The following is a 26157-nucleotide window of genomic DNA, read 5'->3' as shown; positions in this document are numbered from 1 at the left end:
GGGGCATCATGCCGCGTCATGAAAAATGAGGCCCACGGTATGGCGCCGGCCGCTGCGCACGCGGCTCACGCCATGCCGCATGGCGACCTTGCGCGGCCCGCGCGCGCCCGCCGCGGGCCGTTGATTGACGGTGAACACCACCGCGTCGCCCTGGCCCAGCGGCACGACGTCGGCGCGCTGGCTGCGGGCCGCAAGCTCGGTCATGACGAATTCGCCGCCGGTGAAATCCTTGCCCGGCTGCGACAGCAGGATGGCGACCTGCAGCGGAAACACATGCTCGCCATAGAGATCCTGATGCAGGCAGTTGTAGTCGCCCGCGCCGTACTGGAGCATCAATGGCGTGGGACGCGTCTGGCCCGCCCGGTGGCAGCGTTGCAGGTAGGCGTCCAGTTCGGGCGGGTACTGCGTGTCCGCGCGCAGCCGCTGATTCCAGCGGTTGGCGATCGGCGCCAGCCGGGCATAGAGCGCGTGGCGCAGCTGATCGAGCAGCGGCGGCAGGGGGTAGGCGAAGTACTTGTATTCGCCGCGGCCGAAGCCATGCCGCGCCATGACGATGCGCGAACGAAAGCGCGCTTCATCCGGATAGAGGGCGGCGAGGGCGCGGCATTGCGCGGGTGTCAGCAGTCCGGGCAGCACGGCGTTGCCGTGGGCATCAAGCGCGTGCTCCACGTTCTGCCAGTCATAGGCTGTTGCTGTCATGTCTTGGTTCCCGCTTGCCGCGGTGCGCATGCCCGGTCCTCCCTGTGATTACAGGCGAGGCCAGTGTAGAAATCCACCGCCCATTTGAAACTCCGTTTGTTGCGCTGGCATCCCCCCAAAACAAAAAACGCCGCGGATGCGGCGTTCTTCGGGCGGGCAGGAACCGTCGCGGCTCAGAGGCGCGAATAAGCCTGCTCCAGCTCGCGGTGCAGCTGGTCGGCGAAATCCTCGCGCGCGGGATCCAGCTGCGACAGCAGGCGGGCCAGCACGACGTTGTCTTCCTCGCCGTTCCAGATCTTGATGTAAGTGCCTTCCTTGTAGCCATGCTGCTGGCGGAAGATGTTCAGCACGTTCTTGGACACGTATTGCGTGTAGGCGTCGTTCCAGCTCATCTCGCAGGACGTCATGGTCTGTTCCAGCACCTTGAAGCTGGCGCGTCCGCATACGGCCAGGCCGCCGATCAGTTCCAGCAGCTCGGGCACGTTCAGCTGGTCCAGCGTGTGGGTCTTGCCGTCCAGCGCGACCGAAGCCGGGCCGGACAGGTCGGCGACCAGCGCGCCGGCGGCGGCGGCGATGTCGCCGCGGGACTGGACGATGGTGTGCGACAGATAGAAGTGCAGGATGTCCACCAGCTCCATCTGCACTTGCGGCAGGTCGATGGTCTGCTTCTTCCACCACTTCCAGCCGTAGTGTTCCAGCGCTTCGGCGGATTCGACGAAGGCGGCGCGCAGGAAGCGGGCTCCGCCGTTGACCCAATCCGGATTGATCATGCTGTTCAAGTGGCCCTGCAGCTTCAGCATCGTGGCCGCCTGGGCCTGGTTCAATCCGACTACGTTATTCACTTTCACTCCGTGGTTTATGGGTCTTTCGACAGCGGCGGAAATGTTAGCACCATTGCCCGTCCGCGCCGCGCCGCCGCGATGGCGGAATCAGGCGCCGCCGTCCTTGCGGTACGAGGAGCGCTTGAGCGGCGGCAGCGGCGTCTTGTTGCGCGGATTGCGCGCGTTGCGGGCCGCCTTGAACAGCATCATGGCGAAGAAGAACAGGAAGACGGCGGGCATGGCTTCGTCCAGGTCGAAGCCGGGGCCGCGCAGGGCTTCGAAGATGATGCGCGCGCCTGCCCAGCCGGCCAGGATGCCGCCCACCGTCAGGATGACGCCGATCTTGCGCTGGGTGGCTTGGCGGGCCATCGATACCTCGGCGGCATCCGTCTGGCCCGGGGCTGCGGGCGCTTGCCGCGATTGCAGGGGCGGCGGGGCCGGTTTGCCCCAGGGCGCGCCGGACAGCGTTTCGGATGGCGAGGCAGGAGGCGGGGGCGCTGCCGGGCGGGAGTCCGTCCGCTTGTCGGGAACCTGTCCCGGCGATGCCCCGCCGGCGCGCGTCAGGTTTTCGACGTAGCGCGCGAAATCGCCATTCCTGGGTTCCCCGTCTATGGCCATTGCCCCTCTCTCCGGTTCAGTTGCCGCGGCGTTGGCGCGCCGGGACCCGGCGCTTGCGCAGCATGGCTATCAACAGCCCGCATCCTAGCAGTACCGAGAGTCCCGCGCCGATCATCATGGCAATCTGTTGCGCGTTGTCCGCCGTGCCCAGGCTGCGCGCGGTGATGTAGCCCGGGGCCAGCATCAGCGGCATCCAGAGGATGGCGGAGGCGACGTTGGCCATCTGGAAGCGGCTGTGCCCCATGCCCATGACGCCGGCGACGGTGGGAATGGTGGAGCGGATGGGGCCGAGGAAGCGGCCGATCAGCACGGAGGCGAAGCCGTAGCGGTAGAAGAACAGGCGCGCGCGCGCCACGCCGCTGCGCTGCTGCTTCAGCGGCCAGCGGCGCAGGATGCCGGGGCCGGCCCAGCGGCCCAGCCAGTAGGACAGCGCGTCGCCCACGATGGCGCCGGCGATGCCCCAGGCGATGATGGCCCAGGGATTCAGGGTGCCGGCGCCGATCAGGCCGCCGGTCAGCAGCATCAAGGCCGTGGCCGGGATGAACAGGCCCAGCAGCACCATGGATTCACCCAGCGTGAGCAGAAAGGTGATCGGTCCCGCCCAGGCCTGGTTGGCCTCGATGAACATCGCGATCTGGTCGATGTATTGGTCCATATTTACGAAGTTGAAAATTAGCTGAATGCAATCGGGTATGTTAACGCCTGCGGAACTGTCGGTGCGCCGTATAGTCCGTCTGGATGAAGCTAATTGTTGGAGAGTTATGGATTCGGTTACGCAGGCGGTGCTGGGCGCGGGCATACAGGGCGCCCTGCTGGGGCGGGTGCAGGGACGCCGGGCGCTGATCTATGGCGCGGCGCTGGCCACGGTGCCGGATCTGGACGTCCTGATGCGCTATCCGGACCCGGTGTCGCTCATGACTTACCACCGCGGCTTCTCGCACTCGGTGTTCGTGCTGACCGGGCTGGCTGTTTTCCTGACCTGGCTGATCCGCAAATACTGGCCGCAGGCGCCATACAGCGGACGCCGGCTGTTCCTGACCTTATGGCTGGTGCTGGTGACGCATCCGGTGCTGGACGCCTTCACGGTCTACGGGACGCAGCTGTTCTGGCCGCTGGCGCTCATCCCCGAAAGCTGGGCCGCCGTGTTCATCATTGACCCGGTCTATACCGTGCCGTTGCTGCTGGCGGTGTTGTTCGCCGTCGGCTTCGGCATGACGCTGACGGCGCGCCGGCTGCTGGCCGCGGCGCTGGTGTTCAGCACCGCCTATCTGGGATTCGGGCTGGCCGGACGCATCGCCGCCGAGGACCGCGTGCGCGAGGCGATGCAGGGGCAGGGCATTGCGCTGAGCGAACTGCGCGCGGTGCCCATGCCTTTCAACACGCTGGTGTGGCGCGTCATCGCCAAGACGCCAGATGGCCACTATTACGAATCGGTCAGCAGCCTGTTCGACAGCGATCCGCCGGAATGGCTGCGCCAGCCGCTCAACCTGCATGTGGCGCAGGCGCTGGCGGACGTGCCGCTGCACCAGCGCCTTAGCTGGTTCACCGACGACTGGCTGCGCTACGACGTCATCGGCAATGCGTTGGTGGTCACGGACCTGCGCATGGGCATGGCGGGGCATTACACCTTCCGCTTCAAGATGGCCGAACGCGCGGCGGGCGGCAACTGGCAGGCGGTGACGCCGTCCAGCTGGCCCACCGAGCGCGGCGGCTGGGCCGAACTGAAGCTGGTGCTGGGCCGCATCCTGCATGCGCAGCCGCCCTTGCCGCTGGCGCAGTGGTCGGAGTTGTCGACCAGGTAGGGACGCGATCTACGCGATGGCGGGCGGCCGCGGCAGCGGCGCGCGGGCCTGCTCGTAGGCTTCGGCCGCCTGCAGCAGCGGCAGGTCGGCGTGGCAAGGGGCTACCAGCTGCAAGCCTATCGGCAGGCCATCCTGGCCCAGGCCGCAAGGCACACTGATGGCTGGGTGGCCGGTCAGGTTGAACAGCATGGTCCACGGATACCAATGGGCGCGGATGTCGCCGTACGGGCGGCCGTCGATGTCCATGGTGTCGAATATGTCCGTGCCCAGCGGCAACGCGGTGCGCGACATGGTCGGCATGGCCAGCAGGTCGGCCTGGCCGAACAGGGCCTGCACCTTGCGGTAGAGCGCGGTGCGGGCAAACATGGCTTCCTGGTATTGCTGGGCGCTGAACGCCGCGGCGGTGGCGATCTGCCGCCGGAAGGTGGGGCTGTAGGCGTCGGGTTCGCGTTCTATCAGCGGCAGAAAGCGGGTGCGCCAGACCGTGTGGTTGATGACGCGCCAGATCGGCTCGACATCGAAGCCCGCGCCGTCGAACGGTTCGACTTCCGCGCCCAAATCGGCCAGGCGCGCCAGCGCGGCCTCGAACGCGCCGCGCACGTCGGCGGCCACGGGGCGGCCGGGCGGGGCGAGGCAATAGCGGACGCGCTTGCCGCGCAGCGTTTCGGGACCGGCCGCGGCGCCGGCGTAGTCGGCCCTGGGTATGCCCAGCGACCATGGATCGCAGTCATGCGGACCGGCCATGGCCGCCATCATCAAGCGGGTATCGGCCACGGTGCGCGTGGTCGGCGTCACGTAGGTCTGGTTGCCGATGGCGTCCTGCGCCTGGCTGTGCGGGATCGCGCCCAGGCTTTGCTTGAATCCCACCACGCCGTTGCACGCCGCGGGGATGCGGGTGGAGCCGCCGCCATCGCTGGCCACCGCCAGCGCCGTGATGCCGGCCGCCGTCGCCGCCGCTGCGCCGCCGCTGGAACCGCCGCAGGTGCGTTCCAGGTTCCAGGCGTTGCGGGTATGGCCGAACAGCGGCGAATCCGTCATGGACTTGGAGCCGAACTCCGGCGTCGTGGTCTTGCCGATCAGGACGGCGCCTTGCTGGCGCAGCCGCGCGACAGCCACGGCGTCTTCGGCCGGCACGTTCGCGCTGAACGGCAACGCGCCGAAGGTGGTCCGCACGCCCGCGGTATTGACCAGGTCCTTCACCGTGTAGGGCAGGCCATGCAAGAGGCCGGCAGCATCGCCGCGCATCAGCGCGGTTTCGGCAAGCCGGGCTTCGGCCATGGCCTCTTCCGCGCACAGCGTGATGAAACAGTTCAGGACGGGCTGCAGCCGCTCGGCCCGTTCCAGGGAGGCGCGCACCAGCTCAACCGGAGACACCGCCTTGGTTCGGACCAGGCGCGCGGCCTCGGCCGCGCTCAAGTCGCAAAGAGAGTCGCTCATCGAAACCACGTTCCGCCTTATTCGTCGAAGGAAATGCCGGCGGCCTTGACGATGGGGGCCCAGTGCGCGCGTTCGACGCCGATGCGGCGCTTGGCGGCCTGCGCGTCCTGGGGTTCGACCAGGAAGCCCGCGGTCTGCAGTTTTTCCACCAGCGCTGGCCGCTTGCCGGCGGCGACAAAAGCCTGTTCCAGCTGGGCGATCGTGGCGTCCGGCGTGGCCGCGGGCGCGTACACGCCATACCAGCTGGCGGCATGCTGGTACTGCGGGTAGCCCTGTTCCAGCAGCGTCGGCACATTGGGTAGCGTGGGCAGGCGGCGGCTGCCTGCCACGCCCAGGAATTTCACCTTGCCGGCGTTGTACAGCGGCAGCATGCTGGCGACGGCGTCCCAGCCCATCGACACTTCGCCGCCCGCCACGTCCACCAGCATCGGCGCCGCGCCGCGGTAGAGCACGGGCACGACCTCCAGGCCGTTCTGGCCGCCCATTTCTATCGTTCCCAACTGGCCGGGGCTGCCTTGCGTCGCCAGGCCCAGGGTCGCCTTGGCGCGCGCCTGTTTGGCCCATTGCAGGTATTCGGCCATGTTGCCGTAGGGTTGGGCGGCGCCCGTGACGGCGCCGGTGGGCACGTCGGCCACCAGGGCGACGGGGCGCAGGTCATGGTCCGGGTCGTATCCCAGCTTCTTGTAGGTCAGCGGAAAGATCACGAACATCGGCGACGAACCCAGGTACAGGGTGAGCCCGTCCGCCTTGGCGCGTTTCACCACGTCGAAACCCAGGCGTCCCGATGCGCCGGGGCGGTTTTCGACGATGACGTTGGCGTAGCCCGCCGCCTGCAATTGTTCGGCATAGGCGCGAGCCACCGCGTCGGCGGCGCCGCCCGCGGCGTAGCCGACCACCAGGCGCACGAGCTTGTCGCCGCTGGCTGGCTCCTGGGCCATCGCGCTGGGTTGCAGGCCCGCCGCGGTCGCGGCGGCAAGGATAAAGGCAAGAAGGCGGGGTCGGGCTGGCAAGGCGGTCTCCTGTTTGCGCTCTATTGCTCCTGAGGCCTGGCCGGCCGCGGATCGGCTCATGGCCACGCGCTATGCCGCTATCATCGGTCCGCAAGGGTTTACCGTATAGTGAATTATTCGACTAAGGGATTGAGAAAATGGTCAAGCCGCAGCCTATCGAGTCGCTGGCTTCGCGCCTGAAGCTGCGGCATTTGCAGATTGCGCTGGCGCTGCGCGATGCGCCGTCGGCCAAGGAGGTGGCCGCCGCCGCGAACGTGAGCGAGTCCGCGGTCTCCAAGACCTTGGCCGAGCTGGAATCGCAGTTGGGTTTCAAGCTGTTCGAACGCATCGGCAATGCCAAGCGTCCGACGAAAATGGGCCGCCAGATTCTGCCCATGATGGAGGCCGTGGTGGCGCAATCCCGCGGACTGGCCCAGGCCGTTACGGATGTGCGCAGCGGCCGTCTGGGCGACTTGCGCATCGGCGTGGCGACCGACATGGGCAAACTGACTCTTGCGCCCTTGATCCATGCCTTCAACCAGGCGCAGCCCGGAGTCGCGCTCGATGTGCAGGCCGGCGGATACCGCGCCATGGCGGACCTGCTGCTGGACGACAAGCTGGACGCGCTGGTGTGTTACGACACGCCCGAGCTGATAGCGCCTGGCCTGGGACGCTTGCGGCTGGTGCCGCCGCAGCCGCTGGTGGTCGTCGCCAACGCCCGGCTGTCGCCGCTGGCCGCCCGCCGCCGCCTTACGCTGCGCGAGTTGCACGCAGAACCCTGGTGCAAGCCGCGTCCGGGCACGATGATGCACGACAAGCTGACCGCGCTGTTCCTGGGATGCGACCTGGAACTGCCGCCGCGCGGCATCCAGGTGAGCGATCTGCTGCTCACCGATGAATTCGTGCGCACCACGGATTACCTGGTCATGCTGCCGCTGGCGGCGGCACTACGTCTGACCGTCGGGGCCGAGGCGGTCATCCTGCCGGTCGAGCTGGGTGTACAGAACCCGCCTACGGTCCTCGCGTGGCAGCGTGCCGCCGAACGGCAGACGCCGCTGCATCGCTTCCTGCAATTCTGCGAGGCGCCGCAGGACGGGCGGCCGATGGTCTGAACCATTGCGTTGGTCAACGCGGGCGCTCGCGGCTCCCGCGACCAGGCCCCGGGGGCGACCGCCGGGGCTTTTTCATGGTCCTTCCGTATTGACCGCCGACGAGCCCCGCATTATTCTTGTTCAACTTACAGGAACATAAGTTCCGTTTTATGGAACAAGCATGAGTATTCTCGATGGCGTCCAGCGCGTGCTGGGGCTGTACGCGGAAGGCGCGTCGGAGCTGAGCTTCACGGAAGTGGCGGCGCGCCTGTCCATGCCCAAGAGCAGCGCGTCGCGCCTGCTCAACCAGATGCAGCACTACGGCTTGCTCGACCAGGACGCCGCCACGCGTCGTTACCGCGCGGGGACCATGCTGGCCCAGGCGGTGCGCGCGGGCATGGCGGCCACGCCGCTGGACGACGCCTGCCGCGCGGTGCTGGCCCGGCTGTCCGACGACAGCGGCCTGACCGCCTATCTCTCCACCCTGAACCAGCGCGAAACCGTGGTGCTGCAGCGCCTGAACGGTTCGCACCCGGTGCAGGTGCTGTCGCCGCCCGGTTCGCGCCGCGCCGCCTCGGGCACGGCCATGGGCCGGGCGCTGCTGTCGCGCCTGAGCGAAACCGAGTTCCAGGCGCTCTACGGCGCCGACGCCGACCAGCCGCTGCCCACCGAAGGCCGCGACTGTCCCGCCACGGTCGGCGAACTGGCCCGCCTGGTCGCGCAGACCCGCGCCGACCATTGCGGCGTGGCCATCGACCAGGCCATGCCGGGCATAGGCGCGGTGGCAGCCGCCGTGCGCGATCCCGCCACCGGCGAACTGCGCGGCCTGTGCCTGTCCTTCGTTTCCTTCCAGGCCGATGCCGCCCGCGTCGCGCGCTTGCGCGAGTCGGTGCTGCGGCAGGTGGGGGCGCTGGGCCGCGAACTGAACGATCCCTATTGGCTGGCCTGAACGCTTTCAGGCCCACAGATGCGTCCGCGCCGCCGGACACCCAGAAAATCCCCTTACGGAAATCCTCCACATGAACCTACTGCTCCTCAGCAATTCCAGCAGCGACGCCGGCTATCTGGTCCACGCGCTGCCCGACATCCGCGAACTGATCGCGTCGCTGCCGCAAGGCGCGCCGGCCGTCTTCGTGCCGTACGCCGGCGTCACGCGCGACTGGGACGACTACACCGCGCTGGTGGCATCGGCGCTGGCGGATACCGCCCTGGCCATCCAGGGGCTGCATCGCGCCGAGGATCCGGTGGCCGCGCTGGAAGGCGCCGCCATCATCATCGTGGGCGGCGGCAACACCTTCAATCTGCTGGGCCAGCTACGCCGACTAGGCCTGCTGGACGTCGTGGCGCGCCGCGTGCGCGAGGGCGCGGCCTACCTGGGCTGGAGCGCCGGCTCCAACCTGAGCTGCCCCAGCATCTGCACCACCAACGACATGCCCATCACGGATCCGCAAGGCTTCGACGCCCTGGACCTGCTGTCGTTCCAGATCAATCCGCACTACACCAATGCCCATCCTCCCGGACATCGCGGCGAAACCCGCGCCCAACGCCTGGCCGAGTTCTGCACGCTGAATCCGCGGATGCCCGTGCTGGGCCTGCCGGAAGGCTCCGCGCTGCGCGTGCGCGGCAACCGGATCGACCTGGTCGGCCCGCACGATGCGCCGCTGTTCCTCGGCAACGAAGAGCCGCGCGTGTTCCGTCCGGGCCCCGTGGAGATCCCGGCATGAAGCATGTGATCGACGCCATCGAACTGCTGTCCTCCGCCCACATCACGGGCGAGGCCGTGGCCGAGCAACTGCGCGCGGCGGGCAACTGCGAAGTCGAAGTGACCCGGCTGGAGCGCGACGGCGCGGCCACCGAATTCCTGTCCATCGTCATTCCGGGCCTCGACGAAACCGCGCCGCAACTCGGCATCGTCGGCCGCCTTGGCGGCATCGGCGCGCGTCCGGCGGTCACCGGCCTGGTGTCCGACAGCGACGGCGCGGTGGTCGCGATTGCCGCGGCGTTCAAGCTGATGGCCATGGCGCGCCAAGGCGACGTCATGCCGGGCACGGTGCGCATCCGCACCCACATCTGTCCGCGCGCCGGCACGCGGCCGCATCATCCGGTGCCGATGATGCGTTCGCCGTTCCCGATGCGCGAGATGATGTCGCATGAGGTCGACCCGCGCATGGACGCGATCCTGTCCGTCGACACCACGCGCGGCAACCGCCTGGTCAACAAGCGCGGCGTGGCGCTGACGCCGGTCGCGCGCCAGGGCTATCTGCTGCGCATCCCCGAGACCATGCTGGACGTCATGGGCTGGGTCAGCGGCGAGCTGCCGCTGACCTTGCCGCTGACCACGCAGGACATCACGCCCTACGAAAACGGCCTGCAGCACGTGAACTCGCTGATGCAGCCCACGATCGTCACCGGCGCGCCGGTGGTGGGCGTGGCGCTGACCGCGCAAACCACCGTGCCGGGCTGCGCCACGGGCGTGACCAACGCCGTGGACGCCGACGTCGCCATGCGTTTCTGCATCGAGATCGCCAAGCTCTACGGGCAAGGCGCGATGAGCTTCGTCGACGACAAGGAATGGGCCGCCTTGCAGAGCCGCTACGGTTCGATGGCGCATCTGCAGACCGTGGGCCGCGAAAGCGCGGGCGAGGCATGAGCGCGCAGCCGCGCCGCGTGGCGTTCTTCACCATCGGCCAGTCGCCGCGCAGCGATGTGGTGCCCGAGATGGCGCCGCTCTTGGGCGCGCAGGTGCGCATCGACGAATTCGGCGCGCTCGACGGACTGGATGCCGCCGGCCTGGCCGCGCTCGCGCCCAAGCCGGGCGAATACCGCTTTGCCACCCGCCTGCGAGACGGCTCGCAGATCGAACTGGACGCGGCCGCCGCCGAGGCGCGGCTGGCCGAAGTCATGCGCCAGGCCGACGCCGCGGGCTACGACGTGCTGGTGCCGCTGTGCACCGGCACCGCGATCGCGCCGATGCGCACGCTGGTGGTGGAGCCGCAGCAGGTGGTGGACCACCTGGTCGCAGGCCTGGCCGAGCATTGCCGCAAGGTGGGCCTGGTGGTGCCGCTGGAGGCGCAGGTCGACGCCTTCCACATGGTCGTGCCGCTGTCCTGCGAGACCGTGGTCGTGCATGCCTCCCCCTACGAAGCCGACGCGGCCCAGGCCGCGCTCAACTTCGAGCGGGCGGGCCGCGAACTCGCGTCCTGCGACCTGATCGTCATGCATTGCATGGGCTACGCCGAGCGCATGCGCCAGGCCGTGGCGCAGGCTTCCGGCCGGCCGGTGCTGCTGTCCAACCGCATGGTGGCGCAGACGCTGGCGCAAGTATTGGAATAACGCCGCCGAACCCGTCCCGCAACCTTGCCGCGCACACCGATGCGCGGCGCGGCGGGGACAGGCGAGCGGCGAGAGGAGACGAAGCGGGCTTCGTCAATCAATCGTTGGGAGTGTTTTTCATGTTCAGCCGTAATCTGCATCGCGCCGCTGGCGCACTGTTCGCCGTCACAGCCCTGACGGCCGCGCCGGCCTTCGCCGCCGACGCCTGGAAGCCCGTCAAGCCGGTGCGCCTGCTGGTGGGCTTCGCGCCCGGCGGTTCCGCCGACACCTTGGCGCGCCTGTTGGCCGAGCCCCTGTCGCAGCGCCTGGGCCAACCCGTCGTGGTCGAAAACCTGGCCGGCGCCGGCGGCAATATCATGGCCTACCGCCTGGCCCAGTCGCCGGCCGACGGCTACACCATCGGCATCGCCGCCGCCGGGTCCATGGCCATCACCCATGTCCTGAACCCCAAGGGCACGAACTACAAGCCGTCGGACTTCACACCCATCACGCTGGCCGCGGTGCAGCCCAACGTGGTCATCGTCAACAAGGATGTGCCGGCCAACAACCTGGCCGAACTCAAGGAATACTTCCAGAAGACGCCGACCGCCACCTACGGCACCGCCGGCGTGGGCATTTCCAACCACCTGATCGCCGAGACCATGCTGTACAAGCTGGGCGTGAAGGTGCCGCATGCCGCCTACCGCGGCGCCGCGCCCGTCATCACCGACCTGCTGGGCGGCCACATCGCCATGACGATGGACAACATCTCCACCGCCGCGCCGCTGGCTTCGCAGGGCAAGGTCAAGGCGATCGCGGTGGCCTCGATCAAGCGCGCGCCGCAACTGCCCAACGTGCCGACGCTGGACGAGCAGGGCCTGAAGGGCTTCGACATGCCGACCTGGCAAGGCGTGTTCGCGCCCGCCGGCCTGCCGGCCGACGTGCTGGCCGCCTACTACGCGGCCATGCAGGACGTGCTGAAGCAGCCCGCGCTGGTCGAGAAGATGGCCGGCCTGGGTTCCGAGCCGGTCACCGGCATGACGCCCGAGCAGTTCAGCCAGTTCCTGGAGAAGGACCGCCAGCAATGGGCCGACATCGTCAAGGCGGCCAACATCAGCCTGGAGCAGTAAGCCGGGTTGCCCAACAAAAACCCTCCGGTAACACGGAGGGTTTTTTTCATGGCGCGCGCCGCCGTGCTTGACTCTGAAGCCGCTACAGGCTTTGTCATGGAGCCTTTCCACGATCAGGACAGTCATGAGCGACAGCCATCAGCACGGCGACGTCCGCGCCTTGCCCGAATCCCGCCTCTGGATCGCCTTTGGCCTGACCGGCAGCTTCATGCTGGTGGAGATCGCGGGCGGCATGATCACGGGCAGCCTGGCATTGATTTCCGATGCCATGCACATGATGACCGACGCCATGGCCTTGCTGCTGGCGCTGGTGGCGATACGCGCGGGCCGCAAGGCGGCTGACTTGATGCGTACGTACGGCTACGCCCGCTTCGAGATCCTGGCCGCGGCGGTCAACGCGCTGGTGCTGCTGGGCGTGGCGTTCTACATCCTGTACGAGGCCTACCAGCGCCTGTCGGCGCCGGCGGACATCCAGTCCCTGGGGATGCTGGCGGTCGCCGTGGTCGGGCTGATCGTCAACCTGATCTCGATGCGCATGCTGGCTGGCGCCAAGGACGAAAGCCTGAACGTGAAGGGCGCCTACCTGGAGGTCTGGGCCGACATGCTGGGTTCGATCGGCGTGATCCTCGGCGCCGTGCTCATCTGGTTCACGGGCTGGCGCTGGGTGGATTCGGCGCTGGCGGTCGGCATAGGCTTCATGGTGTTCCCGCGCACCTGGATGCTGCTGCGCGAATGCGTGAACATCCTGCTGGAGGGCGTGCCGCCGGGCATGAGCCTGCAGGCCGTGCGCGAGGCCATCGCCGACACGGCCGGCGTGGTCTCGATTCACGACATACACCTGTGGGCAGTGACGCAGAGCAATCCGATGCTGACGGGCCACGTGGTGCTGGCGGCCGGGGCCGACGGCGAACAGGTGCGCCGCGCCATCGAGAAACGTCTGCAGGCGGATTTCCATCTGCACCATACGACGCTGCAGATGGAGCGCGAGGATCGTTCCTCGCAGGAGCATGTCCACTGACGACGGCCGCATGAGCGGCAAGCCCGCGGCAAAGAAAAACCCCTGTCCGGAAACAGGGGTTGGTCAGCAGCCAGGCCGGAACCGCGGCCTGGCTTTTACTTCGGGAAGCGGGCGGCGATCTCGGCGATCAGGCGCCGCGCCGCGTCCAGCTTGTCGGCGGCGGGCAGGGGATGGGTGCCTTGCTCGTCGAACAGCACCAGTTCGGTGGTGTCCGCGTCCATGACCTTGTGCGCCAGGTTGCCCACCAGCAGCGGTATGCCCTTGCGCGTGCGCTTGGCTTCGGCATGCTCGGCCAGCTTCTCGGTTTCGGCCGCGAAGCCCACGCACCAGGGGCCGTTGGGCAGCTTGGCCACTTCGGCCAGGATGTCCGGATTGGGTTCGAATTCCATCACGGGCGCGCCGCCGCCTTCGCTGGTTTTCTTCAGCTTCTGGTTGCTGACGTTCTTCACGCGCCAGTCGGCCACGGCGGCCACGGCGATGAAAATGTCCGCGTCGGCCGCGCTGGCCATCACGGCGTCGTGCATCTGGCGCGCGGTGGTGACTGACAGCGCGGTGACGCCGCGCGGCACCTGCAGGAAGGTGGCGCCGGTGATCAACGTGACACGGGCGCCGGCTTCGCGCGCGGCGCGCGCCAGCGCGTAGCCGGTCTTGCCCGACGAACGGTTGCTCAGCACGCGCACCGGATCCACGGGTTCGGACGTCGGGCCGGCGGTCAGCAGCACGTGGCGGCCGGCCAGCAGCTTGGGCTGGAAGAAGGCGATCAGGTCGGTCAGCAGTTCATGCGCTTCCAGCATGCGGCCGTCGCCCGTTTCGCCGCAGGCCTGTTCGCCGGCGGACGGACCCAGCACGCTGATGCCGTCGGCGCGCAACTGCGCCACATTGCGCTGCGTGGCCGGGTTGGCCCACATCTCGCGGTTCATGGCGGGCGCGACCAGCAGGGGACAGGCGCGCGCAAGCGCCAGCGTGGACAGCAGGTCGTCGGCCATGCCGTGCGCCAGCTTGGCCATGAAGTCGGCGCTGGCCGGCGCGATCAGCACCGCGTCCGCGCCGCGCGTCAGGTCGATGTGCGCCATGTTGTTGGGCACGCGGGCATCCCAGGCATCCACGAACACCGGACGGCCCGACAGGGCCTGCATCGTGACCGGCGTGATGAAGTGCGTAGCCGCCTCGGTCATCACCACGTCGACGGTGGCGCCTTGTTCGGTCATGCGCCGCACCAGTTCGGCGATTTTGTAGCAGGCGATGCCGCCGGTCAGGCCGAGGACGATGCGTTTGCGGGCGAGGTCGAGCATGAGGGAGGCGGCGGGTTCAGCGCCGTGTAAACGAGGAACGGACAGTGATTTTATTCTGCATTGCGGCATTGCGCCGTTCGCGATGCGTTCAGGGGGCATCAAACAGGACAAAAACCGTGGGAAATGCGGGAGCAAGCCGGGGCATCGCGCCCCGGCCGGGCCGTCTTCAGGCCTGGGTCTTGGCCTTGCGGCCGCGCAGGAGTTCGTCCAGCACCAGCAGCACGGCGCCGCAGGTGATGCCCACGTCCGCCAGATTGAAGGCGGGGAAGTAGGAGTTGTTCCAGTAGAACAGCAGGAAGTCCACCACGTGGCCATAGACCACGCGGTCGATGACGTTGCCGATGGCGCCGCCCAGGATCAGGGTCAGCGCCAGGCTGAAGCGCGGCTGGCCATGGGTGCGGCGCAGGATGATGGTGATGACCACCGCCGCCACGCAGCCCAGGCCGGTGAACAGCCAGCGCTGCCAGCCTTCCTCGGACGCCAGGAAACTGAAGGCGGCGCCGCGGTTGTACATCAGCGTGAAGTCGAAGACCGGCAGCACGTTGACGCGCTCGCCATACTGGAACGAGGTGTTGAAGTAGACCTTGGTCAGCTGGTCCAGCACGATGATGAGCAGTGCCAGCGCCAGCCAGCCGCCCACGCGCGCAGGCGCGGCGCGGGCGGGGGCGGCGGCGCCCGTCACTCCGGGTTCGGAGGGGCGGGCCATGCTCAAGCCTTGTCGCGGGCTTCGCCCGAGCCGAACAGGTTGGACACGCAGCGGCCGCAGATCTCGGGATGGTCCGCGTCCTGGCCCACGTCCAGGCGCCAGTGCCAGCAGCGCTCGCACTTCTTGTGCGTGGACGGCGTGACCTCGATGCGGGTCTCGCCTTCGCCCGCGTGCACCGTGGCGCGCGAGACGATCAGCACGAAGCGCAGGTCGTCGCCCAGGCTGGCCAGCAGTTCCTGGTCGGCGCCGTTGGCGTACAGGTCCACTTCCGCCTGCAGCGAGGAGCCGATGTCGCCGGCCGTGCGCACTTCTTCCAGCTTGCGCTGGACTTCGGCGCGGATGGCGCGCAGGCGCGTCCACTTGGCCGACAGGGCGTCGGCGTCGGCGAACGGCGGCAGGGCGTGGTAGACCTCGGTGAAGATCGTGGTGCGGGCGGCGTCGGCCTGGTTCTTCAAGGCCGAGCTGACCAGTTCCTTCCAGGCTTCTTCGGCAGTGAAGGACAGGATCGGGGCCATCAGCTTGAGCAGCGTTTGCGTGATGTCCAGCAGGGCCGTCTGGGCCGAGCGGCGCGCGCGGCTGTCCACGGCCGAGGTGTACAGGCGGTCCTTCAGGATGTCCAGGTAGAACGCGCCCAGGTCTTCCGAGCAGAACGTCTGCAGGCGCGAGACGGCCGGGTGGAAGTCGTAGCGTTCGTAGTTGGCCTGGACTTCCGCCTGCATCTGCGCGGTCATGGCCAGCGCGTAGCGGTCGATCTCGAAGAGCTCGCCATAGGGCACGGACTGCGTCACGGCGTCGAAATCGGCCAGGTTGGCCAGCAGGAAGCGCAGCGTGTTGCGGATGCGGCGGTAGCCTTCGACCACGCGCTTCAGGATCTCGTCGGAGATGGACAGCTCGCCGGAGTAATCGGTGGAAGCCACCCACAGGCGCAGGATTTCCGCGCCCAGCGAGTCGGACACCTTTTGCGGGGCGATCACGTTGCCCACCGACTTGCTCATCTTGCGGCCCTGGCCGTCCACCACGAAGCCGTGCGTGAGCAGGGCCTTGTAGGGCGGTTGGCCGTAAAGCATGCAGCCGGTCAACAGCGACGAATGGAACCAGCCGCGGTGCTGGTCCGAGCCTTCCAGGTACAGGTCGGCGGGCCAGGCGAGCTCAGCGCCGTGCGAGCCGGCGAAGTCGCCGTCCTTGCCGCCCAGCACCGTGGCGTGCGTGCTGCCCGAGTCGAACCACACGTCCAGCGTGTCGCGGTTCTTTTCGTACTGGTCGGCTTCGTCGCCCAGCAGTTCGCGCGGGTCCAGCGTCTGCCAGGCTTCGATGCCGCCTTGCTCGACGCGCTGCGCCACCTGTTCCAGCAATTCGGCGGTGCGCGGGTGCAGCGCGCCGGTTTCCTTGTGCACGAAGAAGGCCATCGGCGTGCCCCATTGCCGCTGGCGCGACAAGGTCCAGTCGGGGCGGTTGGCGATCATGGCGTGCAGGCGGGCGCGGCCCCAGGCCGGGTAGAAGGCCGTGGCGTCGATGCCGGCCAGCGCCGATTCGCGCAGGGTCGGGCCGCCGTCCTTGGGGGCCACGTCCATGCCGGCGAACCACTGGCTGGTGGCGCGGTAGATGATGGGGGTCTTGTGGCGCCAGCAGTGCATGTAGCTGTGCTTGTGCTTTTCCACGTGCATCAGCGCGCCGGCTTCCGTCAGCGCCTCGACGATCTTGGGGTTGGCGTCCCAGATGGACAGGCCGCCGAACAGCGCCAGGCTGTCCACGTACTTGCCGTCGCCCATGACCGGGCTGATGAAATCGGTGTCCTTCATGCCGTGCTCCTTGCACGAGATGAAGTCTTCGATACCGTAGGCCGGCGCCGAGTGCACCACGCCAGTGCCGGAGTCGGCCGTGACGTAGTCGCCCAGGTAGGCGGGCGACTTGCGGTCGTAGGCGGCATTGAACTGCGCCAGCGGGTGGCGGAATTCGATGCCCGACAGCGCCGCGCCCGGGGCCGTGGCGATCACTTCGCCTTCCAGGTTCCAGGCCTTCAGGCAGGCTTCGACGCGTTCCTTGGCGATCAGCAGGAGCGGACCGAACTTGGGAACCGGCGTCACGCGCACCAGCGCGTATTCGATTTCGGGATGCAGGTTCAGCGCCTGGTTGGACGGGATGGTCCAGGGCGTGGTGGTCCAGATGACGATGGCGCCGTCTTCCACCGAGTCCAGGCCGAAGGCGCTGGCCAGCTTGGCGTGCTCGGCGAACGGGAAGGCCACGTCCACCGCCGGGTCGACGCGGTCGGCGTACTCGACCTCGGCTTCGGCCAGGGCCGAGCCGCAGTCGAAACACCAGTTCACGGGCTTCAGGCCGCGGAACACGTAGCCCTTGTCCAGGATGCGGCCCAGCGCGCGGATTTCGTCGGCTTCATTGCTGAAGTTCATCGTCATGTAGGGACGATCCCACTCGCCCAGCACGCCCAGGCGCTTGAAGTCCTTGCGCTGGCGGTCGATCTGCTCGAGCGCGTAGGCGCGGGCCTTCGACTGCACTTCCGCCACGGGCAGGTGCTTGCCGTACTTCTTTTCGATCTGGATTTCGATCGGCATGCCGTGACAGTCCCAGCCCGGCACGTAATGCGCGTCATAGCCGGCCATGTTGCGGCTCTTGACGATGATGTCCTTCAGGATCTTGTTGACCGCGTGGCCGATGTGGATGTCGCCGTTGGCGTAGGGCGGGCCGTCGTGCAGCACGAAGCGCGGCCGGCCGCGGCTGGCGGCGCGGATCGCCTGGTAGACGTGGTTTTCCTCCCACTGCGAAATCCAGGCGGGCTCGCGCTTGGCAAGGTCGCCCCGCATGGGGAAGGAGGTATCGGGCAGGTTGAGGGTCTTTTTATAGTCCATGAACGGCAAAATAGGCGCGCGCGTTTCGCGCGTCTTCGGCGATGGCGGCAGTCAGGGAAGGGAGGTCAGGAAATTTTTCTTCGTCCCGCAGCTTTTGCAGGAATTCGACGCGTACGAGTTTACCGTAAGCGTCGACAGTCTCGTCGAGCAGGTGCGACTCCAGCAGCACGCGGCCGCGGTCTTCGACCGTGGGGCGCACGCCCAGGCTGGCGACCGCCGGCAGCGGCCGCTCGGCCAGGCCGTAGACCTGCACCACGTAAATGCCCGAGCGCGCGGCGCAGCGCTCCGCCACCCGCAGGTTCATGGTGGGAAAGCCCAGCGTGCGGCCCAGCTTCTGGCCGTGGATCACGTGGCCGCTGATGTGGTACGGGTGGCCCAGCAGGTGGCGGGCGCGTTCCAGGTCGCCCACCGCCAGCGCGGTGCGCACCTCGGAACTGGATATCCGGTGCCCTTGCTGGTCGGTCACGTCCGCCAGCGTCTGCACCTCGAAGCCATGGCGCAGGCCGGCCTCGCGCAGCAGGTCGATGTCGCCGCTGCGCTTGTGGCCGAAGCGGAAGTCTTCGCCCACCAGCAGCCATTTGGCGTGCAGGCCCTGGACCAGCAATTGTTCGATGAAGGCGTTGGCCGACATTTCAGCCAGGCGCGCGTTGAAACGCTCCACCACGACCTGGCTGATGCCGTAACGCGCCAGCGCCGCCAGCTTGTCGCGCAAACCCGAAATCCGGGTGGGCGCGAGCTCAGGGCGTTGGTTGAGGGTGGCGAAATACTCCCGCGGATGCGGCTCGAAGGTCATCACGGCGGGCGTCAGGTTGCGGTCGCGCGCGACTTGGCAGACGCGCGCCAGCATGGCCTGGTGTCCGCGGTGGACGCCGTCGAAATTGCCGATCGTCAGCGCGCAAGGGGCGCGCCGGTCGGGCGGGGGCAGGGATCGGTAGATGCGCAGCGATGGTTTCACGAGCGAGAGTTTACAATTTTGGATTCCGGGTTTGTTCCTGTCCTTACTTGCCGCGCGTCCAGGCTGTCGCCGCGCGCGGGATTGCGTAGGGCGGACGGGCCCGATTTCCCTTGGAATTCCTTATCTTGCCGGAAATATCTACCACCAAGCGCCGCATCGTCATCCTGATCTCGGGACGCGGCAGCAATATGCAGGCGCTGTCCGAGGCCTGCCGCAATGAAGGCTGGCCGGCCGAAGTCGCCGCCGTCATCGCCAGCAAGCCCGACGCCGCCGGCCTGGAGTGGGCGGCCCAGCAGGGCATCCCCACCGGCGCGCTGTACCACAAGGACTACGCCAGCCGCGAAGCCTTCGACGCCGCGCTGGCCGCCGAAATCGACCGCTACGAACCCGATTACGTCATCCTGGCGGGCTTCATGCGCGTGCTGACCCCGGGCTTCGTCAATCACTACGCCGGCCGGCTGGTGAACATCCACCCGTCGCTGCTGCCGGCGTTTCCCGGGCTGCACACGCACGCCCAGGCCCTGGCGACCGGGGTGCGCGTGCACGGTTGCACCGTGCACTTCGTCACGCCGGTGCTGGACCACGGCCCCATCATCGCCCAGGGCTGCGTGCCGGTCCTGGCGGGCGATACGCCCGAATCCCTGGCCGAGCGCGTGCTGGCGGTCGAACACCGGGCTTTTCCGGCGGCGGTGCGCTGGCTTGCCGAAGGCCGGGTTACCCTGACCAGCGACCATCGCGTCAACGTGCAGGGCGATCCCGATCGCCTTTTCGCCTGGTCGCCGGCCGCCTGAGCGGCCCCGAATCGAATTTTTCGGGCGGAAGCCCTCCGCCCCACTGGAATACACCATGACCAAACCCCAATCTCCGCGTTCCCGTCCGGCAGGCGCCGCCAGGGCCGCGTCCGAAGGCCGCGACGGTCGGTCCTTCTTCTCGCGCCCCAAGGGCGACGCGCGCGCGCCGATCGCACGCGACAGCGCCCGTGACGACCGTTCCGGCGGCAGCCGCGACGAGCGCTCCGGCGGTCGCCCGACGCCGCGCCCGTCCTACGACGCGCCGCGCGGCGAAGGCCGTGGCGGCGAACGCGGCGCCTACGGTTCGGACCGCCGCGAAGGCCGTCCGAGCCCGCGTCCGTCCTTCGACCCGGCGCGCGGCGAAGGCCGTGGCGGCGAACGCGCTTCCTATGGTTCGGAACGCCGTGAAGGCCGTCCGGGTCAGCGTCCGTCCTACGACGCCCCGCGCGGCGAAGGCCGTGGCGGCGAGCGCGCTTCCTATGGTTCGGAACGTCGTGAAGGCCGTCCGGGTCAGCGTCCGTCGTACGACGCCCCGCGCGGCGAAGGCCGTGGCGGCGAACGCGCTTCCTATGGTTCGGAACGCCGTGAAGGCCGCCCGGGCCAGCGTCCGTCCTATGACGCTCCGCGCGGCGAAGGCCGTGGCGGCGAACGCGCTTCCTATGGTTCGGAACGCCGCGAAGGCCGCCCGGGCCAACGTCCGTCGTACGACGCCCCGCGCGGCGAAGGCCGTGGCGGCGAGCGCGCTTCCTATGGTTCGGAACGCCGTGAAGGCCGTCCCGGCCCGCGTCCGTCCTATGACGCTCCGCGCGGCGAAGGCCGTGGCGGCGAGCGCGCCTCCTATGGTTCGGATCGTCGTGATGGCCGCTCGGACTCGCGTCCGTCTTATGGCTCGCCGCGAGGCGATGATCGCGGCGGCGAGCGCGGCCAGTATGGCGGCCCGCGCGGCGGCGGCAGCGACGGCGGCCAGGACCGTCCGCCCAAACCTCAATTCAACCGCCCGCGCCAATCGCACGCGGCGATCCGCATCGACCAGGTCCAGCGCGTCCTGGGCGAAATCCTGCAATGGACCTATCCGGCCGACGCGGCCCTGTCGCACTGGCTGCGCAACCATCCGAATCTGGGCGCGCGCGATCGCTCCGAGGTCGCCGAGGCCGTCTACGACGTGCTGCGCCATCTGCGCCGCTACCGCCAGTTCGGCGAAAGCGGCGTCGGTCCCGCTTCGCGCCGCCTGGCCATCCTGGGACTGGCCGCGACGCTGGGCGCCGAGGCGCTGGCCGAAGGCATGGACGCCGGCGAAGCCGAATGGCTGCAGCGCGTGTCGCAGATCGACCTGGCGACCCTGCCGCGCGCCGTGCGCGGCAGCATCCCTGACTGGCTGGACGAACGCCTGGGCGCCATGGACAGCCCGGAAACGCTGATCGAGGCGTTGAACCGCCAGGCCAGCCTGGACCTGCGCGTCAACCCGCTGAAGGTCGAGCGCGACGCCATGCTGGCCGAATTGCAGCAGGGCGCCGGCCGCTACGAACCTGTCGCCATGCCTTATTCGCCCTGGGGCATCCGCATGGAAGGCCGTCCTGCCATCAACCGCTGGCCGCAGTTCGAGAACGGCAGCATCGAAGTCCAGGACGAGGGCAGCCAGTTGCTGGCGCTGCTGGTGGCGCCGCGCCGCGGCGAAATGATCATCGATTTCTGCGCCGGCGCGGGCGGCAAGACGCTGCTGCTGGGCGCGCTGATGCGCTCCACCGGCCGCCTGTACGCGTTCGACGTGTCCGCGGCCCGCCTGCAGCGCGCCAAGCCGCGCTTTGCGCGCAGCGGCCTGTCCAACGTGGTGCCGGTGGTCATCGACAGCGAAAACGACGCCCGCGTCAAGCGTCTGGCCGGCAAGGCCCAGCGCGTGCTGGTCGACGCCCCTTGCAGCGGTATCGGTACCCTGCGCCGCAATCCGGACCTGAAATGGCGCCAGCACCCCGAGGCGCTGGCCGAACTGGGTCAGCTGCAGGAACGCATTCTCAACAGCGCGGCGCGTTGCGTTGCTCCGGGCGGCCGCCTGGTGTACGCCACCTGCAGCCTGCTGGCCGAGGAAAACGAGGTCCAGGCCGAGCGTTTCCTCGCCAGCCATCCCGATTTCGAGCGCCTGGACGCCGCCGAGATCCTGGCCGCGCGCTGTGAAAACCTGAAGCTGGACGGCCCCTACGTGCAGCTGCGCCCCGACGTGCACGGCACCGACGGCTTTTTCGCCGCGGTATTCGAGCGCAAGAAGAAGGGCGCGGCGACCGCGGCCGAAGTAGCCTCGGAAACGGATGAGGCTGCGGCTGAAGCAACGTCCGAGGACGACGCGGCCGGTCCGCAGGACCAGCCGGCCTGATCGGGGGCGCCGGGTCAGGGACCCGGCGTCACCACCACCGTGGCGCTGTAGCGCCGCGTGCCCAGGGTCTTGTTCTGGTACTTCACTTCCCAGGCCAGGCTGTCATTGCCCGCCTGGTCAGCCTGGTAGACCACCTGGGACACCGGCACGGTCTGGTAGGCGCAACGCCCGGAATCGCTGGACTGGCCCCGCGTCTGCATGATGTTGGCCTTGCCCAGGCGCGGCGTCATGGTGAGCGACACGCGCGGCGCGCGCAGCGCCAGGCAGTCCGATCCGCGGATCTCGTAGTACGAGGCCAGCACGGCGACGTCGCCCGATTTCAGCGTTTGCGCGGAAACGGCGGCGGGCAGGGCGGTTCCCAGCGCGGCCAGGGCGTAAAAAAATTGGGGACGGATTTTTTTCAGCAACATCAGTGGGACAAAAGAGACAGTTTGGTCGGTAAAGCACCCGCAGTGTGCGCCAGCCGCAAGTCCGCTTCAAGACCGGACGCCAAGCTGACAGGAACTTTAACGGTGAAATCGAGCCCAAACCTTGCGCCTTCGCGTATGCCCCCCACCTACCCTGGGGAGGACGGCCCTAGCGCCGCGTGCCGCAAGGCTCGGCCTCGCAACCTGCGTTTTTGGTTGCGAGAGTGGCTTTTTGCCCTGAAAAACCGGGGCTTAGTCCTTGATTTCGCTCAAAAACTATTTTGAAACTACCTTGTCATAAGTCAGCCAAGGTAAGCTAAACTCCAGGCACTTCTCTAGCGAGGCTCCTTACAGCTTTATGGATTACATCCTTTCCTTCATTGCCGGCGGTCTGACCCAAGCCACTTGGTGGCAGGTTGTCGTGTTCACTCTGGTTGTGACGCACATCACGATTGTGTCGGTCACGGTCTTTCTCCATCGCAGCCAAGCGCACCGTGGTCTGGATCTGCATCCGGCCGTCATGCACTTCTTCCGTTTCTGGCTCTGGATGACGACCGGCATGGTCACCAAGGAATGGGTGGCCATTCACCGCAAGCACCACGCCAAGTGCGAAAAGGAAGGCGATCCCCATTCGCCCATCCTGTTCGGCATCTGGAAGGTGCTGTTCCGCGGCGCGGAACTGTACCGCGAAGAATCGAACAACAAGGAAACCATGGCCAAGTTCGGCCACGGCACGCCTGACGACTGGCTCGAGCGCAACGTCTACAGCAAGCACAGCCTGTGGGGCGTGCTGACCATGCTCGCCATCGACATCGCCCTGTTCGGCGCCATCGGCGTCACCGTGTGGGCCGTGCAGATGGCCTGGATCCCCTTCTGGGCCGCCGGCGTCGTCAACGGCATCGGCCACTACTGGGGCTACCGCAACTACAACAGCCCGGACACCAGCACCAACGTGTTCCCCTGGGGCATCGTGATCGGCGGCGAAGAGCTGCACAACAACCATCACGCCCACGGCACGTCGGCCAAGTTCTCGGCCAAGTGGTACGAGTTCGACATCGGCTGGTGCTACATCAACATCCTGAAGTTCTTCGGCCTGGCCAAGATCAAGAAGGTTGCGCCCAAGCTGAAGCTGGACGACAGCAAGACCGGCATCGACCTGCGCACCCTGCAGGGCGTGATCACGCACCGCTACGAAGTCATGGCCCGCTATGCGGACGTGATCAAGAGCGCCGCCCGTGAAGAGCTGGCCAAGCTGAAGGATTCGCGCAACAAGGACAGCGCCGAGTGCGACTGGACCAAGCTGCACAGCGTGCGCCGCGCCATCCACCGCAACGAGGACATCCTCCAGCCCGAACAGGTTGCCGCCGTGGATCAAGCCATTGCCCGCAACAAGTCGCTGGCCACGCTGGTGCAGATGCGCCGCGAACTCGGCCGCATCTGGGAAAGCTCCAGCGCCAGCAGCGAACAGCTTCTTCATGACCTGCAGGCCTGGTGCCAGCGCGCCCAGCAAAGCGGCATCGCCGGGCTCGAGCAATTCGCTCAACGTCTGCGCCGCTACGCGGCATGATGCTAGAGAAGCTCAATCCTGAACAACGCGCCGCAGTAACGTTAGAACCGCAGCACGCCCTGGTCCTGGCCGGGGCGGGCAGCGGCAAGACCCGGGTGCTCACCACCCGCATGGCCTGGCTGATTCAAACCGGCCAGGCCTCGCCTTTTGGGCTGCTGGCGGTCACGTTCACCAACAAGGCGGCGCGCGAAATGCTTGCGCGCATGTCGGCCATCCTGCCGATCGATACGCGCGGCCTGTGGATCGGCACCTTCCACGGTCTGTGCAACCGCATGCTGCGCGCGCATCACCGCGATGCCGGCCTGCCGCAAAGCTTCCAGATCCTGGACGTCACCGACCAGCTCGCGGCGATCAAGCGCCTGATGAAGGCCAACGGCGTCGACGACGAAAAGTATCCTCCCCGCGATGTGCAGCGCTTCATCAACGGCGCCAAGGAAGAGGGCCTGCGTCCCGCCGACGTGGAAGCCTATGACGCCCATCGCCGCCGCCTGATCGAGATCTACCAGCTCTACGAGGCCCAGTGCCTGCGCGAGGGCGTGGTGGACTTCGCCGAGCTGCTGCTGCGCGCCTACGAACTGCTGTCGCGCAATGCGCCGGTGCGCGAGCACTATCAGCGCCGCTTCCGCCATATTCTGGTCGACGAGTTCCAGGACACCAACACGCTGCAGTACAAGTGGCTGCGCCTGTTGGCTGGCGGCGGCGCCGCGATCTTCGCGGTGGGCGACGACGACCAGTCGATTTATGCCTTCCGCGGCGCCAACGTCGGCAACATGGCCGACTTCGAGCGCGACTATGCGCGCGGCACCGTGATCCGCCTGGAGCAGAACTACCGTTCCTTCGGCCACATCCTGGATTCGGCCAACGCGCTGATCGGCCACAACACCGGCCGCCTGGGCAAGAATCTCTGGACCGAGCAAGGCGACGGCGAGCCGGTGCGCGTCATCGAGCAGCCGTCCGACGGCATGGAAGCGCAGTGGATCGTGGACGAAATCCGTTCGCTGATACGCGAAGGCAGCCTGCGCCGCGAGATCGCCGTGCTCTACCGCAGCAACGCGCAGTCGCGCGTGCTGGAACACGCCATCTTTTCCGCCGGCATTCCCTATAAGGTGTACGGCGGTTTGCGCTTTTTCGAGCGCCAGGAAATCAAGCACGCGCTGGCCTACCTGCGCCTGATGGCCAACCCGCACGACGACACCTCGTGGATGCGGGTCGTCAACTTTCCCACGCGCGGCATCGGCGCGCGCACGCTGGAGCAATTGGGCGACGCCGCGCGCGCGCACGACACCAGCCTGTACGCGGCCGTGGCCCTGGTGCCCGGCAAGGGCGGCTCCAACCTGGCGCAGTTCGCGCAACTCATCCATCGCCTGATCGAAGAGACCCGCGACCTGCCGTTGCCGGAAATGGTCGAGCACATGCTCGAGGCCAGCGGGCTGAACGCGCATTACAAGGCCGAACGCGAAGGCGCGGAGCGCCTGGAAAACCTGAGCGAACTGGTCACCGCCGCGGCGGTGTTCGCGTCCGAGGAAAACTACGACGGCATGCCTGCCGGCGTCGTGCCCGAACAGGACACGGCCTCCACGCTGAACGCGGGCGTGGTCGACGCGCCGGTCGTGGCGTCCGACGGTCTGACCCCGCTGGCGGCATTCTTGTCGCACGCAGCGCTGGAAGCGGGCGACAACCAGGCCCAGCAAGGCCAGGACGCCGTCCAGCTCATGACCGTGCACGCCGCCAAGGGCCTGGAGTTCGACGCGGTTTTCATCACCGGCCTGGAAGAGGGGCTGTTCCCGCACGAGAACAGCGTCCTGGAAGCTTCCGGACTGGAAGAAGAGCGCCGCCTCATGTATGTGGCCATCACGCGCGCGCGCCAGCGTCTGTACATCAGCCTGGCGCAAAGCCGGATGCTGCACGGCCAGACGCGCTACGCGATGCGTTCGCGCTTCCTGGAAGAAATCCCCGAACAGCACCTGAAGTGGCTGTCGCCCAAGGCCGGCCTGGCCCAGGTCGGCGGCACGGGCGCTGGCTGGGGCGGCGGCAATCGCGGCGACGCTTTCGGCCGCAAGCCCACCAATACCATTGCGCCGCGTCAAGCCCGCAGCGTCACCACCGGCGTCACGGTGGGCGACAAGCAGTATCGTGTAGGTCAGGGCGTGCACCACGCGCGGTTCGGCGAGGGCACGATCATCGGCTTGAGCGGAGCAGGGCAGGACGCCCAGGCTGAAATCCAGTTCCGCGACGTGGGCGCCAAGACCTTGGCGCTGGGCATCGCCAAACTCGACATTGTTCAGGGTTGATA

Annotated in this window: 23 protein-coding genes; 12 read left to right on the top strand and 11 right to left on the bottom strand. The window is 67.7% G+C overall.

The features are described 5' to 3' along the window. Positions 1-6 precede the first annotated feature (6 nt). The 4 genes from ACZ5YA_RS08955 to ACZ5YA_RS08940 form a co-directional block, all read right to left on the bottom strand. On the bottom strand, positions 7-699 hold the full coding sequence (locus ACZ5YA_RS08955) for a 2OG-Fe(II) oxygenase (protein ID WP_464092386.1): 693 nt from the start codon (positions 697-699) through the stop codon (positions 7-9). Between the two features lie 173 nt (positions 700-872). Then, positions 873-1523 (bottom strand): dUTPase, encoded by a 651-nt coding sequence (locus ACZ5YA_RS08950; protein WP_118932843.1) that lies wholly within the window; start codon positions 1521-1523, stop codon positions 873-875. Positions 1524-1628: 105 nt separating this feature from the next. After that, the gene (locus tag ACZ5YA_RS08945; RefSeq protein ID WP_059380485.1) at positions 1629-2138 is read right to left on the bottom strand and encodes a hypothetical protein; all 510 of its coding nucleotides are present in this window, start codon (positions 2136-2138) and stop codon (positions 1629-1631) included. Between the two features lie 16 nt (positions 2139-2154). Then, the gene (locus ACZ5YA_RS08940) at positions 2155-2793 is read right to left on the bottom strand and encodes a DedA family protein (protein WP_054455998.1); all 639 of its coding nucleotides are present in this window, start codon (positions 2791-2793) and stop codon (positions 2155-2157) included. A gap of 106 nt (positions 2794-2899) precedes the next feature. Here ACZ5YA_RS08940 and ACZ5YA_RS08935 point away from each other — a divergent pair, with 106 nt between their 5' ends. Next, a complete protein-coding gene (locus ACZ5YA_RS08935) occupies positions 2900-3940 on the top strand; it encodes a metal-dependent hydrolase (RefSeq protein WP_251881641.1) in 1041 nt (346 codons plus the stop codon). Positions 3941-3949: 9 nt separating this feature from the next. Here the strand turns inward: ACZ5YA_RS08935 and ACZ5YA_RS08930 are convergent, their stop codons facing one another. Both ACZ5YA_RS08930 and ACZ5YA_RS08925 read right to left on the bottom strand, forming a co-directional pair. After that, entirely contained in the window at positions 3950-5377 is a 1428-nt protein-coding gene (locus tag ACZ5YA_RS08930) for an amidase (RefSeq protein WP_059380487.1), read from the bottom strand. A 17-nt stretch (positions 5378-5394) separates the two neighbouring features. Continuing rightward, positions 5395-6387: a Bug family tripartite tricarboxylate transporter substrate binding protein gene (locus tag ACZ5YA_RS08925; RefSeq protein WP_464092385.1), complete on the bottom strand. Its 993-nt coding sequence runs from the start codon at positions 6385-6387 to the stop codon at positions 5395-5397. Positions 6388-6524: 137 nt separating this feature from the next. On the opposite strand from ACZ5YA_RS08925, the gene ACZ5YA_RS08920 reads away from it, so the two are divergent. The 7 genes from ACZ5YA_RS08920 to ACZ5YA_RS08890 all read left to right on the top strand — a co-directional run bounded on the left by ACZ5YA_RS08920 (position 6525) and on the right by ACZ5YA_RS08890 (position 12917). Next, entirely contained in the window at positions 6525-7478 is a 954-nt protein-coding gene (locus tag ACZ5YA_RS08920) for a LysR family transcriptional regulator (RefSeq protein WP_118932848.1), read from the top strand. A gap of 160 nt (positions 7479-7638) precedes the next feature. Then, positions 7639-8406 carry an IclR family transcriptional regulator gene (locus tag ACZ5YA_RS08915; RefSeq protein ID WP_118932849.1) on the top strand — a complete coding sequence of 256 codons (768 nt, stop codon included), beginning with the start codon at positions 7639-7641 and terminating at the stop codon, positions 8404-8406. Positions 8407-8476: 70 nt separating this feature from the next. Continuing rightward, a complete protein-coding gene (gene pepE, locus ACZ5YA_RS08910) occupies positions 8477-9181 on the top strand; it encodes a dipeptidase PepE (protein ID WP_464092384.1) in 705 nt (234 codons plus the stop codon). Further along, positions 9178-10107: a DUF1177 domain-containing protein gene (locus tag ACZ5YA_RS08905; protein WP_059380492.1), complete on the top strand. Its 930-nt coding sequence runs from the start codon at positions 9178-9180 to the stop codon at positions 10105-10107. Before pepE ends, ACZ5YA_RS08905 begins: the two co-directional genes overlap by 4 nt. Continuing rightward, a complete protein-coding gene (locus tag ACZ5YA_RS08900) occupies positions 10104-10790 on the top strand; it encodes an AroM family protein (RefSeq protein ID WP_118932851.1) in 687 nt (228 codons plus the stop codon). Before ACZ5YA_RS08905 ends, ACZ5YA_RS08900 begins: the two co-directional genes overlap by 4 nt. 119 nt (positions 10791-10909) lie before the next feature. Beyond that, positions 10910-11899, top strand: coding sequence for a Bug family tripartite tricarboxylate transporter substrate binding protein (locus tag ACZ5YA_RS08895; RefSeq protein WP_059380503.1), 990 nt, complete (start codon positions 10910-10912; stop codon positions 11897-11899). Positions 11900-12023: 124 nt separating this feature from the next. Further along, positions 12024-12917, top strand: a complete 894-nt coding sequence (locus tag ACZ5YA_RS08890) for a cation diffusion facilitator family transporter (RefSeq protein ID WP_118932852.1) — start codon at positions 12024-12026, stop codon at positions 12915-12917. Between the two features lie 95 nt (positions 12918-13012). On the opposite strand, the gene coaBC is transcribed toward ACZ5YA_RS08890, so the two are convergent. The 4 genes from coaBC to ACZ5YA_RS08870 form a co-directional block, all read right to left on the bottom strand. After that, positions 13013-14209, bottom strand: coding sequence for a bifunctional phosphopantothenoylcysteine decarboxylase/phosphopantothenate--cysteine ligase CoaBC (coaBC, locus tag ACZ5YA_RS08885; RefSeq protein ID WP_059380495.1), 1197 nt, complete (start codon positions 14207-14209; stop codon positions 13013-13015). Between the two features lie 166 nt (positions 14210-14375). Further along, positions 14376-14915: a signal peptidase II gene (lspA, locus tag ACZ5YA_RS08880; RefSeq protein ID WP_059380496.1), complete on the bottom strand. Its 540-nt coding sequence runs from the start codon at positions 14913-14915 to the stop codon at positions 14376-14378. Between the two features lie 2 nt (positions 14916-14917). After that, positions 14918-17779 carry an isoleucine--tRNA ligase gene (gene ileS / locus ACZ5YA_RS08875; protein ID WP_464092383.1) on the bottom strand — a complete coding sequence of 954 codons (2862 nt, stop codon included), beginning with the start codon at positions 17777-17779 and terminating at the stop codon, positions 14918-14920. Next, the gene (locus ACZ5YA_RS08870) at positions 17769-18734 is read right to left on the bottom strand and encodes a bifunctional riboflavin kinase/FAD synthetase (RefSeq protein WP_059380498.1); all 966 of its coding nucleotides are present in this window, start codon (positions 18732-18734) and stop codon (positions 17769-17771) included. The genes ileS and ACZ5YA_RS08870 overlap by 11 nt, the downstream gene beginning before the upstream one ends. A gap of 134 nt (positions 18735-18868) precedes the next feature. Between ACZ5YA_RS08870 and purN the strand changes: the two genes are divergently transcribed. Together purN and ACZ5YA_RS08860 are read left to right on the top strand one after the other, a co-directional pair. Next, positions 18869-19525, top strand: coding sequence for a phosphoribosylglycinamide formyltransferase (gene purN, locus ACZ5YA_RS08865; RefSeq protein WP_118932857.1), 657 nt, complete (start codon positions 18869-18871; stop codon positions 19523-19525). A gap of 1024 nt (positions 19526-20549) precedes the next feature. Then, positions 20550-21890 carry an RsmB/NOP family class I SAM-dependent RNA methyltransferase gene (locus ACZ5YA_RS08860; RefSeq protein WP_464092840.1) on the top strand — a complete coding sequence of 447 codons (1341 nt, stop codon included), beginning with the start codon at positions 20550-20552 and terminating at the stop codon, positions 21888-21890. A 14-nt stretch (positions 21891-21904) separates the two neighbouring features. Here the strand turns inward: ACZ5YA_RS08860 and ACZ5YA_RS08855 are convergent, their stop codons facing one another. Continuing rightward, the gene (locus ACZ5YA_RS08855; protein ID WP_059373634.1) at positions 21905-22300 is read right to left on the bottom strand and encodes a hypothetical protein; all 396 of its coding nucleotides are present in this window, start codon (positions 22298-22300) and stop codon (positions 21905-21907) included. A 355-nt stretch (positions 22301-22655) separates the two neighbouring features. Here ACZ5YA_RS08855 and ACZ5YA_RS08850 point away from each other — a divergent pair, with 355 nt between their 5' ends. Both ACZ5YA_RS08850 and ACZ5YA_RS08845 read left to right on the top strand, forming a co-directional pair. Further along, positions 22656-23864, top strand: a complete 1209-nt coding sequence (locus ACZ5YA_RS08850; protein WP_054456025.1) for a DesA family fatty acid desaturase — start codon at positions 22656-22658, stop codon at positions 23862-23864. Beyond that, positions 23861-26155: a UvrD-helicase domain-containing protein gene (locus ACZ5YA_RS08845; RefSeq protein ID WP_059373632.1), complete on the top strand. Its 2295-nt coding sequence runs from the start codon at positions 23861-23863 to the stop codon at positions 26153-26155. The genes ACZ5YA_RS08850 and ACZ5YA_RS08845 overlap by 4 nt, the downstream gene beginning before the upstream one ends. The last annotated feature ends 2 nt before the right edge of the window (positions 26156-26157 follow it).

The sequence above is a fragment of the Achromobacter sp. JCM 18799 genome (assembly GCF_055395645.1).
Note: the sequence above shows the minus strand (reverse complement) of the source record. Positions and strands in the feature narration are given on the sequence as shown.

Excerpts from the sequence above, each read along its gene's own strand:
- ACZ5YA_RS08890 (WP_118932852.1), top strand. The coding sequence starts at position 12,024 with ATGAGCGACAGCCATCAGCACGGCGACGTCCGCGCCTTGCCCGAATCC.
- ACZ5YA_RS08945 (WP_059380485.1), bottom strand. The coding sequence starts at position 2,138 with ATGGCCATAGACGGGGAACCCAGGAATGGCGATTTCGCGCGCTACGTC.
- ACZ5YA_RS08920 (WP_118932848.1), top strand. The coding sequence starts at position 6,525 with ATGGTCAAGCCGCAGCCTATCGAGTCGCTGGCTTCGCGCCTGAAGCTG.
- lspA (WP_059380496.1), bottom strand. The coding sequence starts at position 14,915 with ATGGCCCGCCCCTCCGAACCCGGAGTGACGGGCGCCGCCGCCCCCGCC.
- ACZ5YA_RS08900 (WP_118932851.1), top strand. The coding sequence starts at position 10,104 with ATGAGCGCGCAGCCGCGCCGCGTGGCGTTCTTCACCATCGGCCAGTCG.
- ileS (WP_464092383.1), bottom strand. The coding sequence starts at position 17,779 with ATGGACTATAAAAAGACCCTCAACCTGCCCGATACCTCCTTCCCCATG.
- ACZ5YA_RS08850 (WP_054456025.1), top strand. The coding sequence starts at position 22,656 with ATGGATTACATCCTTTCCTTCATTGCCGGCGGTCTGACCCAAGCCACT.
- ACZ5YA_RS08895 (WP_059380503.1), top strand. The coding sequence starts at position 10,910 with ATGTTCAGCCGTAATCTGCATCGCGCCGCTGGCGCACTGTTCGCCGTC.
- ACZ5YA_RS08905 (WP_059380492.1), top strand. The coding sequence starts at position 9,178 with ATGAAGCATGTGATCGACGCCATCGAACTGCTGTCCTCCGCCCACATC.
- coaBC (WP_059380495.1), bottom strand. The coding sequence starts at position 14,209 with ATGCTCGACCTCGCCCGCAAACGCATCGTCCTCGGCCTGACCGGCGGC.
- ACZ5YA_RS08935 (WP_251881641.1), top strand. The coding sequence starts at position 2,900 with ATGGATTCGGTTACGCAGGCGGTGCTGGGCGCGGGCATACAGGGCGCC.
- ACZ5YA_RS08915 (WP_118932849.1), top strand. The coding sequence starts at position 7,639 with ATGAGTATTCTCGATGGCGTCCAGCGCGTGCTGGGGCTGTACGCGGAA.
- ACZ5YA_RS08845 (WP_059373632.1), top strand. The coding sequence starts at position 23,861 with ATGATGCTAGAGAAGCTCAATCCTGAACAACGCGCCGCAGTAACGTTA.
- pepE (WP_464092384.1), top strand. The coding sequence starts at position 8,477 with ATGAACCTACTGCTCCTCAGCAATTCCAGCAGCGACGCCGGCTATCTG.
- ACZ5YA_RS08855 (WP_059373634.1), bottom strand. The coding sequence starts at position 22,300 with ATGTTGCTGAAAAAAATCCGTCCCCAATTTTTTTACGCCCTGGCCGCG.
- ACZ5YA_RS08955 (WP_464092386.1), bottom strand. The coding sequence starts at position 699 with ATGACAGCAACAGCCTATGACTGGCAGAACGTGGAGCACGCGCTTGAT.
- ACZ5YA_RS08930 (WP_059380487.1), bottom strand. The coding sequence starts at position 5,377 with ATGAGCGACTCTCTTTGCGACTTGAGCGCGGCCGAGGCCGCGCGCCTG.
- ACZ5YA_RS08940 (WP_054455998.1), bottom strand. The coding sequence starts at position 2,793 with ATGGACCAATACATCGACCAGATCGCGATGTTCATCGAGGCCAACCAG.